Origin of the sequence: Treponema sp. UBA7567, assembly GCF_002476655.1 — a bacterium.
Taxonomy (GTDB): domain Bacteria; phylum Spirochaetota; class Spirochaetia; order Treponematales; family Treponemataceae; genus Treponema_D.
The window spans coordinates 48,064-58,488 of record NZ_DLLH01000056.1; the positions used below are offsets into that span (position 1 = coordinate 48,064).

The 10,425-nt window shown below is 38.6% G+C and carries 8 protein-coding genes; 7 read left to right on the forward strand and 1 reads right to left on the reverse strand.

Features of this window, described 5'->3' with window-relative positions; translation table 11 throughout:
* Positions 1-208: 208 nt before the first annotated feature.
* The 3 genes from B3Y13_RS07255 to B3Y13_RS07265 are packed head-to-tail and all read left to right on the forward strand — an operon-like array spanning position 209 to position 2,801.
* Entirely contained in the window at positions 209-1,858 is a 1,650-nt protein-coding gene (locus B3Y13_RS07255) for a GAF domain-containing SpoIIE family protein phosphatase (RefSeq protein WP_296668237.1), read from the forward strand.
* 21 nt (positions 1,859-1,879) lie between these two features.
* A complete protein-coding gene (locus B3Y13_RS07260) occupies positions 1,880-2,218 on the forward strand; it encodes an anti-sigma factor antagonist (protein WP_078930302.1) in 339 nt (112 codons plus the stop codon).
* A gap of 31 nt (positions 2,219-2,249) precedes the next feature.
* Positions 2,250-2,801, forward strand: a complete 552-nt coding sequence (locus B3Y13_RS07265) for an ATP-binding protein (protein ID WP_296019897.1) — start codon at positions 2,250-2,252, stop codon at positions 2,799-2,801.
* Positions 2,802-2,865: 64 nt separating this feature from the next.
* On the opposite strand, the gene B3Y13_RS07270 is transcribed toward B3Y13_RS07265, so the two are convergent.
* Positions 2,866-3,984 (reverse strand): glycosyltransferase family 4 protein, encoded by a 1,119-nt coding sequence (locus tag B3Y13_RS07270; protein WP_296668235.1) that lies wholly within the window; start codon positions 3,982-3,984, stop codon positions 2,866-2,868.
* A 48-nt stretch (positions 3,985-4,032) separates the two neighbouring features.
* Between B3Y13_RS07270 and B3Y13_RS07275 the strand changes: the two genes are divergently transcribed.
* The 4 genes from B3Y13_RS07275 (at position 4,033) to B3Y13_RS07290 (ending at position 10,404) form a co-directional block, all read left to right on the forward strand.
* Positions 4,033-5,220 carry a DEAD/DEAH box helicase gene (locus B3Y13_RS07275; RefSeq protein ID WP_296019902.1) on the forward strand — a complete coding sequence of 396 codons (1,188 nt, stop codon included), beginning with the start codon at positions 4,033-4,035 and terminating at the stop codon, positions 5,218-5,220.
* A 221-nt stretch (positions 5,221-5,441) separates the two neighbouring features.
* Positions 5,442-8,504 carry a chromosome segregation SMC family protein gene (locus tag B3Y13_RS07280; RefSeq protein WP_296693637.1) on the forward strand — a complete coding sequence of 1,021 codons (3,063 nt, stop codon included), beginning with the start codon at positions 5,442-5,444 and terminating at the stop codon, positions 8,502-8,504.
* A 2-nt stretch (positions 8,505-8,506) separates the two neighbouring features.
* Entirely contained in the window at positions 8,507-8,869 is a 363-nt protein-coding gene (locus B3Y13_RS07285) for a hypothetical protein (protein ID WP_296668231.1), read from the forward strand.
* Positions 8,866-10,404, forward strand: a complete 1,539-nt coding sequence (locus B3Y13_RS07290; RefSeq protein WP_296693639.1) for a hypothetical protein — start codon at positions 8,866-8,868, stop codon at positions 10,402-10,404. Before B3Y13_RS07285 ends, B3Y13_RS07290 begins: the two co-directional genes overlap by 4 nt.
* Positions 10,405-10,425: the final 21 nt, after the last annotated feature.

Genomic DNA, 10,425 nt, shown 5'->3' on the forward strand with positions numbered 1-10,425 from the left:
TCAAAATTCGGAAAAAGTTTTTGGCGCAGGCTTTTAAACAAAATAAAAAAAATTCTATTAAAAAAGAAAATCGAAAAAGAGCAGCTTTAAAAAATTTATCCATAAAAAACTGCATTTTTAACGTTTTCGGCAAAATCTTTATCTTGACGGGAAAAAATAGCAGCATTACAATTCTTTATAAAAACATAACAAAAATGGAGAGCCTAAATTGTTCAACTCAGATGCAATTGCCTACCTTCCCCTTTTAGGAACAGCCATTCTGGCAACAATTCTTTTTATCTTTTTGGCAGTAATAAAAACACGAAAAACAGCAAAAGTAAGCTATCTTTCTTTTTTGTCGGTGCTTATACTGATTTTCGACTGCATTTATACGATTTTTAATCCTGGAATTTCAAATTTTGTATTTTTACTGATTCTTGCAACAGCGGTTTTAATTCCTTATCTCGTAATGCTCGCATTCGGCAAACCAAAAGAAGAAGTCTCAGAACAACCTGTTGATGAAGAAGAAATCAAAAAACCGGAAATCATAGTCGAAGACATAAAACCTGACGAAGTAAACCTTATCGAAAAAGGACGTTCTTTTGTAATTCTCGCTTCGGATTCTTTCGGAAGCAAAGAAGGAATGCAGAATCTTTTGGACTCGATAAACAAAACCTGTATGGAAATTACAAACGCTGACGGTGGCGCAGTTCTTATGGTTGACGATTTTGAAGATTCTATCAACGTAAAATCATTTTTGGGCGTTTTTCCGCCGCCATACAAGCTTCCAGCGGAACTTCCTCACAAAGAACTTCGTGTTTCAACAAGTTTTAAATTTGCAACATTCGCTCTCCGCGACAATATCTTTGGAGAAATCGCATCTTCTGGAAAAGCTGAAATCATCAACTCTCCAAAAAGCGATCCTCGCATTACAGAAAACGGTCCTGAAGATTTCTTAAAACTCGGAAGTTTTATCTTTATTCCAATCCGTTTGAGAGGTCGCGGTATTGTAATTGGACTTATCGCTCTTTCCAAAAATCCAGGCAAAGAATTTACCCAGAAAGAATTTGACTGGGCGCTTACGCTTGCAGGATTTGCAGAATCAGCATTAAAAACAACAATTAGTTTTCAGGTTTACAACGAAAAAAACGAAATCTCAAAAGAAAGCAAAATTGCAGAAAACTTGCAGAATATTCTTCTTCCAAAAAAACTTCCGCCTTTGCAAGGAATCTCTTTCGGTTCTTTTACAATGCACACAGAAGGCGTATGTTCAGATACTTTTGACGTTCTTCCTGTACGTCAAGACCGCACATCTATTATTCTTATGGATGTAGCTGGAAAAGGGACAAATTCTTTCCTTGTTATGTCAATGCTCCGCTCAATGATTCGCCTTCTTGTAAACACTCCTCAGCCTGCCGGAACAATTTTAAGCCTTGCAAACCGGGAAATTTGCGGTGAAATAAATTTTGAGCACTTTGCTTCTGTTGCCCTCATAAACTACAATGCCGCAAAAAAAACAGTTCAGTTTTCTTCGGCAGGAACAACTCCTGTATTCCTTTATAATGCCCAAAAACAGACAGTTGAGCGAAAATCCCTCGCTTCCGAACCTCTAGGCGTTGAAAAAACAACATCTTACAAAGATATTCAGTTTACAGTTTCGCCAGGTGATATTATAATTACATATACTGACGGTTTGGTAGAAGCCTTGGATGCTTCCGGCAAACAGTATTCGCTCAACCGTCTTTTAAATATTGTAAAAACAAACAGCAAGTCATCAGGCAAGCAAATAGCAGATCTGGTAAAGGCAGATATGAAAAAGTTTGTCGGTTCGGAATTATTACACGACGATCAAACATTGCTGGCAGTTAAAATTCAGTAGAATAAAAAAGGAGTTTTTCTTATGGAACTGAAGATTCGGAAAAATGGTGAAGTTTATATCATTGACGTAAATGGAGAAATGGATCTTTACAATTCTTATAAATTAAAAGAATTAGTCATGAAAATGCTTGAAAAGAATGTAAAAAGTTTCATCATAAACCTTGAACAGGTTGACTACATCGACTCGTCAGGAATTGGCGCGTTGATTTACATCTGTTCAACAATCAAAAAGATGAATCTCAAGCTTGCCATCTCTAATATTCATGGTTCAGTAAAAAAAGTTATTGAACTCACAAAACTTATGGGCTACTTCCCTATTGCAAACAGCATCGAAGAAGCGCTTCTTATGGTAAACGAATAAACAAAAAAACAAGATTAAAACGGAGTAAAAAATGGAAAATCAGTACAAACTATTGCGTTCAGATGACAACGACCCGTTGTTTGATACAACAAACATGCTATATAAAGAATTTCCGTCAGATTTTCGCCAGATTCGCTACTTTACGCTTTTAATCGTTCAGTCGGCTCCACTCGAAATCAAGGAAATCAATCTCCTTGAACAGCAAATTTCTGAAGTTATTAAAAATGCGGTAAAGCACGGTAACAACTGCGACATCAACAAAAAAGTACGCGTATGGTACTCATTCAGCCCGACACACGCACATCTTATTGTAAAAGACGAAGGCGAAGGCTTTAAGGATCTCGAAAAATGGAACGAATTCAACAAAAAACGTATTGAATGTCTTCAGACACATAACTTTGAAGAACTTGCAAAATACGTTTCTTTCCGTACAAAAAAATCAGATGACCAGGACGGCGGCAATGCGCTCTTTGCTGCCCTCGAATACTGGGACGGCGGATATGTTTACAACGGAAAGCGCAACGGAGTAGCAATGCTCAAACGCTTCCAGAAAAAACACCACGGTGTTGCGGTTGAAGAATAATCTCAAAAAAAGCAAAAGACTGTCCAAACGGGCGGTCTTTTTTTAGCAATTGCAATTTTTGAATTTATTTTTTACAGACGCTTTTTAGAACGTCAATTGTTTTTTCGGCGGTTTTGTCCCAGCTAAAACGTTTTGTCCATTCAAGTCCGCCTTCTTTTAATTTTTTACGCAAATTTGATTCCAATGCAATTTTTTCGATTGCATCTGCCATCTGCTCGATATTGTCGCTGTCAAAATAAACCGCATTGTCTCCAGCAATTTCTGGCAAAGAACCGCCAGTTGAACAGGCTACAGGAACTCCAGAGGCCAAAGCCTCAAGCACAGGCAAACCTACCCCCTCATTTATCGAAGGGAAAATACAACCTTCGCTCGCAGAATACAAAAGCGGAAAACTTTCGTGCGGAAAAAATCCTGTAATAAAAATATCTTGGTGAAATTTTGATTCCAAAATTGCTTTTTTTACGGATTCAATAGCTTTTTCTTCGCTTCCGGTCAAAACTAGACGATGTTCCAAATGTGTTTTTTCTTTAAAAAGCGAAAAAGCCTTTATGAGCTCGACATGTTTTTTTGAAGAAGAAGAAATTTGCGAAGGATAAATAAAATACGGTCTTTTTATTGCAAACGGTTTAATGTCCAAACGGGACGGTGAAAAAAGTTCCCGCGGATAAAATTCCGAATGGTTGATTCCGTTGTAGATTACAGTTATTTTTTCTTCTGGAACACCAAGTTTTATCAAGTCTTTTCTGATAAAATGGCTCGCCGCAATAACCTTTGAAACATTTTTTAAGCCGAAGAGAATCCTTTTTGTATGATTTTTTAGGATTTCGTCTTCATAAAGCTCTGAAAGAACATCATAAACAACGGCAACTCCTGGAACTGTGCAAAAAAGAGGAATATAGCGCGCGCCGGCAGCATACAAAACTGCATCGTACTTGTGATACATTGCAAAAATATTTGAACAGCCGTAATGCCACAATGTTTCATAAAAACGGCTGTCTGGAAGCTTTACAGAAGAATAGGAAAGTCCGTTTTCTGCACCGTAAGTGTAGCGGTCAATTTCCGAGCCAAAAATCTCAAACGTGCAGTCAGCAGAGTTTCTTAGCTGGGATGATAAAGAAGAAAGATAAGAACCAATTCCAGATTTTCCATGTCCACAGCCAAAACTGTCAATTCCGATTTTCATATTCCTTTGATTATAGCAAACATTTTTTTTACGTGCTATAGTTTTTGTATGTCAGAAAAAACAACCTTCAATTCATTGAAAATTTCAGAAAATTTGATAAAAAAACTCGAAGAAAATCAAATTACAGAACCAACAGCCGTTCAGTCTCAGGCGATTCCCGTTATTTCAGAAGGAAAATCTCTGCTTTTTCAGAGTGAAACCGGAACTGGAAAAACATACGCTTACGTCCTGCCTCTTTTGACAAAAATTGAATCCGAGGAAAATCCACAAAAAAATATAAAGATTATGGTTGTAGCTCCAACTTTTGAGCTTGCAAGTCAGATTAAAACACAGGTTAAAAGCATAAGCGAAATAAAAACATGTCTTTTAATAGGAGGTACGCCGATAAAAAGACAGGTTGAAAATTTAAAAGAAAAACCTGCCGTAATAATAGGAACACCAGCAAGGCTTTTAGAACTTTTTAACCTGAAAAAAATAAAACTTGAGAACCTCGATGCAGTTGTGCTTGACGAAGTTGACCGGCTTATTGCACCTGAGCTTCGCGATTTTACGATGGCCCTTTTAAATTCGCCAAAAAAACACGTTCAGTTGATTGCAGCAAGCGCAACAATCACAAAATCAACACAAAAACTGCTTGCAGGAACAAAAATAAAGAGCGACGGAAGCTTAGAACACGAAGTTGAAACTCTTTTTTTGCCGCCGGAAGATGTTTTAAGAAAAAGAATTACGCATCTTGCGATTTTTTCAGAACGGCGCGACAAAATCGACACGCTCCGAAAAGTTATTCTAGCTGAAAAACCGTCTAAATGCCTTGTTTTTACAGGAAAACTCGACCAGGTGGAAAACATTGTCTCAAAACTGAATTTTAAGGGAATCGAATGTTTTGGGCTGCATGCAAAAACCGACAAAGTCGCAAGAAAATCTATGATAGACAGGTTTAGAAGCGGAAAAATAAAAATTCTCGTAACAAGCGACCTGGCAAGCCGCGGGCTTGATATTCCGGAAATAAGCCACATAATACAGATGGACATGCCTTCAAACGAAGATTTTTTTGTACACAGGGCAGGACGCACAGCGCGCGCAGGAAAAACAGGAATAAACATTGTAATCGGCGATGAATACGAAATGAATCAATTTGCCCGGCTTGAAAAAAAACTCGGTCTAAAAGTTTATCCAAAAATGCTTTTTAAAGGAAAACTAGTTTCTCCTTCCAAAATAGAAGAAAAAGGCGAATAAAGGGCGCGGACAGCGATTTTTTTACTGAAGGGAAAATTTTAGCCCCGGCTGTAATGGCGGCAAAGCCGTTCCAAAGCGAAGCGGAGGAATAAAACCATGAAAGACGGGCCGCGGTACACAAAATGTGCTCCGGAATAAAAAAAACGCCTTAATTGAAACACGCTGCCTTTATTGCTATAATAGAAAGATACCAAAATTTGATTTTTCGCGGAGTTTAGAAAGTGTTTCTTAAATGTCTGGATATTTTCGGTTTTAAATCTTTTGCCGACAGAACTCATATTGAATTTGCAGATGGAATTACCGCCTTGCTCGGGCCAAACGGCTGTGGAAAAAGCAATGTTGTCGATGCGGTAAAATGGGTTCTTGCAGAAAACAAGGCAAAAAATCTCCGTGCAGATACAATGGAATCTGTTATTTTTAACGGAACCGAAACACGCCCTCCTCTCAATATTGCGGAAGTTACGCTCACAATTGCAAACGAAAACGGACTTCTGCCTCTTGAAGAGTCTGAGATTGCATTAAAGCGCCGGCTGTACCGCTCTGGCGAAAGCGAATATTATATTAACAACAGGCAAGTCGGTCCGACAGAAATTCGTCGTCTTTTTATGGATACAGGCGTTGGAAAAGCAGCCTATTCCGTTATGGAACAGGGAAAAATTGACCAGATTCTTTCGTCAAAACCGGAAGACAGACGCTATCTTTTTGAAGAAGCGGCCGGAATCAGCCGTTCAAAAGCGGAATGCGCCGAAGCTGAACGAGAACTCGAACGCACAAGACAAAATCTTGCCCAGATTGAAGTCGCGCTGATCGAAAACAAACGCAGCTACGAAACTTTAAAAGTTCAGAGCGAAAAAACAATCAAGTACCGCAAATTTAAAGATGATATTTTTAACTGTGAACTTGACCTTCAGCTTTTGCGCCTTAAAGAATTTACACAGGACAAAGCGCGCCAGGAAACGACAAAAAAAGAACTCGAAGAAAAACGCTCTGCCGTCCAAAAAGAAATTGAAGAAATTCAGGCGGCTCTCTTTGAAAATAACGACAAAATCAAAGACTTGCAGACAAAAATGAATTTTCTGCAGGTTGAGCTTGCTAAAGTCCAGACCGAAAAGACAAACAAGCTTCAGCGCGCGCAGGAATACAATCTTCAAGCGAACCAGATAAAAGAAAAAATCGGAATTCTTGAAGTAAAGCAGAATTCGATTCAGGAAAAAATTGACACCTTTAACGAAGAAATTGACGAGCGCGAAGCCGATTTACATTCAAAAAACAGGCAGCTCGACAGCGTAAAGCAAAACATCGAATCCTTTACGCAAAATATAACTTCTTCAAGTGCAAAAATTACGGAAAATGACACTCTTTCGGCAAAAAGCGCAGACGAAATTGAAGAATTAAACAGACAAATTGCAGATTATCAAAAACAATTGGGCGAAATAACAGAAGACATCGTTAAAGAGCTCGATGCAAAATTAAAAGATTCGGGATATTCAAGCAATGCGGCAAAATCTGCAAAAGAAGAAGTTGAAAACTCCCTCGCAAAACTCAAAATTTTTGCTGAAGGACGGAAAAATATTTTTTCTGACTACGCATCGATTACAGGCCACTCAGAAAGCGAAAACAAAAAGCTCATTCAGGACGCAATCAAGGCTTTTGAGGAAATTTCATTAATCAGCGTAAACATTGAAGAAGCCGTTTCTAAATACGAAAAGGCGATGCCGGATTTTATCGAGGATTTTACATCTCCGGAAGGAATTATCACAAAAAAACGTGGAATCGATTCAAAAATCCTGGACATAAACTCGCAAATTGAAAAAATCAACGAAAGAATTGCCTCTTACAAAAGCGAAAACAGTGAGCTTGTAAAAAAAATAAACGAATACCGCGAAACCTTAAACCAGCTGCGCGTAACCGAAGCTTCGATGGCTCAGGCAATTTTTGGAGTCAAGCAGAATGTTGAGATTTTGCGCCGCTCGCTCGTAAGCGAGCAAAACAACCTTCGCCAAAATCAGGAAGAATTTGAACAGGAACAGAGAAGACGCGACGAACTTAACGAACAGATTATCGATGTTCAAAGCGAACTTGCGGCGATTGAACACCGCGGTCAAAAATGCGCCGACGAAATGAGCGAAATCAACAGCGAAATCGTGCGCTGCAATTCTTCTGTAAGCGGAACTCAGAACAAACTCGACAAAAAACAGGAAGAACAGAGAAAAATTCAATTCCAGTACGAAAAACTGGCAATGGACTTAGTAACAAGCGACAACGACATACGAAACATAAAGCAGAACTTTATCGACACTCACAGCCGCGATCTTATGGAATTTGAAGAGCGTATGTACAAAATAACAACTTCTTCGGCAGTTTTGCGCGAAAAACTTGCAAAAACCCGCGAAGAATTAAAAGCGCTCGGAAGCGTAAACCTTATGGCGCCAGAAGAATTTGGAGAGCAAAAGGAACGCTACGAAAAATTGCAGTCAAGTTACGATGACACAAACAAATCGCTCGAAAACTTAATCCGTGTTTCTGAGGAAATCAAGACAAAGTCGACAGAAATGTTCCTCGACACTTACAACAAAATCAAGAAAAATTTCCACAATATGTTCCGGCGTCTTTTTGGCGGCGGACGAGGAGAACTTCGCCTTGTAGATCCGCAAAATGTGCTTACTTCGGGAATCGACATTTACGCCGAACCTCCTGGAAAAAAGCTCCAGAACATTGCGCTTCTTTCCGGCGGTGAAAAAACTATGACGGCAGTCGCGCTCCTCTTTGCAACTTATCAGGTAAGGCCAAGTCCGTTCTGTCTCCTTGACGAAATTGACGCCGCTCTCGACGACAAAAACGTTTCAAGCTTTGTAACCGCGCTGCGTTCTTTTGCAAAACTTTCGCAGTACATTGTAATTACGCACAACAAAAAAACCGTAATGGGCGCAAGCACAATGCTCGGTGTAACCATGCAGGAATCTGGTGTTTCTAAAGTTATGACAATGCGTCTCGACAAAGAAATTTCAGCTGAACCAGACGAATCGGAAAAAGAATTTATCGAAGAAGATGTTCCTCCGGAAGAAAATGTCTACATTCCTCCGCGTCCGGCAAAACGAATTCACAATCCGGACGGAACTATAACCGATCCTGAAATTGAAAAATTCCGTGCCGAAGCAAAAGAAGCCGCAAAGAAATCAAAGGCAGCAAAAATCGCCGAAGATGAAAAAAAGTCGGCGGAAAAAGCTGCTTCTGACGACAAAAAATCGGAAAATCAGGAAAAAACCGAAGAAAAACAGAAGTAAAAATGGTTGATTTTGATGAATTAAAAGAAAAAACAAGTGATTTTATTCGCGAAAAACCTCTTTTGGCAAGAATCAGTGCATTTTTTTTGATTTTTTTTGTAATTGCGCTAATAGTAGTTTTTATTCAATCAGGAAAACCAAAGGCAAAAACCTTCGAAAAACCGGAAAATGTCTTGACTTCAGAGCCAATGACGCCCGAATATCTGGAAATCGAAAAAGATTATTATTTGTCGCGAAAAACAGAAAATTCTTGGAGCGACGAAGAAATAAGCAAATATTTCTCAAAACCAGATTCAAAGCTCATTGAAGAGCTTGAAAATTCAAACGACAAAATTATTGACGAAATTACAGGAGCGGCGCCTTGATGAAAACTAAAGCCAGAACTTTTTTGTTTTTATTTACATCCGTTTTTTCTCTTTATATTTTAAATTCTTGTGCCTCTTCGCCAAAAAACGAAGAAAATTTAACGCAGGAAGAACAGATTTCTGACAAAAAAACTGAAGAAATTCCAGAAAACTCATCCGAAAACAAAGAAATTTCTCAAAATCCTGCTGCAAATGAAGAAATTTCAGAAAAAAGCCTAGAAGAAAATTTGCAAGATTCAGAAAATACGCAGAACAAATCAGAAAATGACGAAAACCAGCTTTCTGAAAAAATCGATGAAGACGAACTTTTGTCAGAAAGCGAGAACGAAACAGAAGAAACTCATGAAGACTTTGTTGAGCCGGAAGTAAAAGATTCACCTTTGGAGGAAGAAATAAAGTCTTCCACAGATGAACAAAATCCAGAACCAAGCGGAACCGAAGAAAACAAAGCGCAAGACTTTCCAGAAAAAAACGAAGACGAACCAGAACTTCAGCAAAAGGCAGTAGAAAATGAAAAAAATTCCGAAGAAGAAAATCCTCAGACAGACGAAAATTTGGAACTGAACGAAAATTCTATGGAAAATCAGGAAAACTTGTCTCAAGACGAACAAAAACCTGAGAACAAAAACGAGCTTTCTGAAGAAATTCAGGAAGAGCCGGCCGAAAAGGCAGAACAGACCGAAAACGATTCTCAAAAAGCCCCGAGCCGCTCAATGACCGCAAAAAACAACCAGTACGTTGACATAATTTATCCGGGACGCGGCTGGATTTTCATGGGAGAAGACGAAGGCAAAGACCAGATTTTGAGATATTTTGGACGAAAACTAGGAACAGAAAACACGACTTTTACGCTCCGCACAACAAAAAGCGGAGAAACAGTCCTTCATTTTTACAAAAATGACGTTTTAAAAGGCGAATACATTGACGATTATCTGGAGATAAAAGTTCTTGAAGAATCGGCAAAACCGAATGAGAGGGCAAAGGCTCCTTCTTATGAAGAATCAGTTCCGCAAAAGCCTGTCCGCCTCGAAAAAAAAGCAGAAGGCAATGGAGAAACTCAAAAAACTGACGAAATAAAAAATACTGAAGAAAAAACTTCTGACAATGAGCAAAAACTTTCTTCACAAGACGAAACAAACTTGAAGCAAAATGAACTTTCAAACGACGTTTCAAACGACGTTTCAAACGACGTTTCAAACAACGTTTCAAAAGAAGTTTCAAAGCCAGAACAGAAAAAATCCTTAAAAATCGATACAAAAAATCTTTTGGAACAAGCAAAAAGAGATTTTGAAGAAAAATCTTACGCTCAAGCGCTTTCAGAAGTTCAGCAGTATCTCGACACTCAAAATACCCGCATAGACGAGGCGCTTTTTCTTCAAGGACAGATTTTGGAAGCTGACAGCGAAGTAAAAAACATAAAAAGCGCAATTGATTCGTATAATTCGCTTATAAAAAATTATCCTGCAAGCACATTCTGGCAGAAAGCAAACAGACGGAAAATTTATTTGAACCGCTATTATGTAAATATTTATTAAATAGCCCAAATGTCGAGTTTT

Excerpts from the sequence above, each read along its gene's own strand:
- B3Y13_RS07270 (WP_296668235.1), bottom strand. The coding sequence starts at position 3,984 with ATGAAAATCGGAATTGACAGTTTTGGCTGTGGACATGGAAAATCTGGA.
- B3Y13_RS07265 (WP_296019897.1), top strand. The coding sequence starts at position 2,250 with ATGGAAAATCAGTACAAACTATTGCGTTCAGATGACAACGACCCGTTG.
- B3Y13_RS07285 (WP_296668231.1), top strand. The coding sequence starts at position 8,507 with ATGGTTGATTTTGATGAATTAAAAGAAAAAACAAGTGATTTTATTCGC.
- B3Y13_RS07260 (WP_078930302.1), top strand. The coding sequence starts at position 1,880 with ATGGAACTGAAGATTCGGAAAAATGGTGAAGTTTATATCATTGACGTA.
- B3Y13_RS07275 (WP_296019902.1), top strand. The coding sequence starts at position 4,033 with ATGTCAGAAAAAACAACCTTCAATTCATTGAAAATTTCAGAAAATTTG.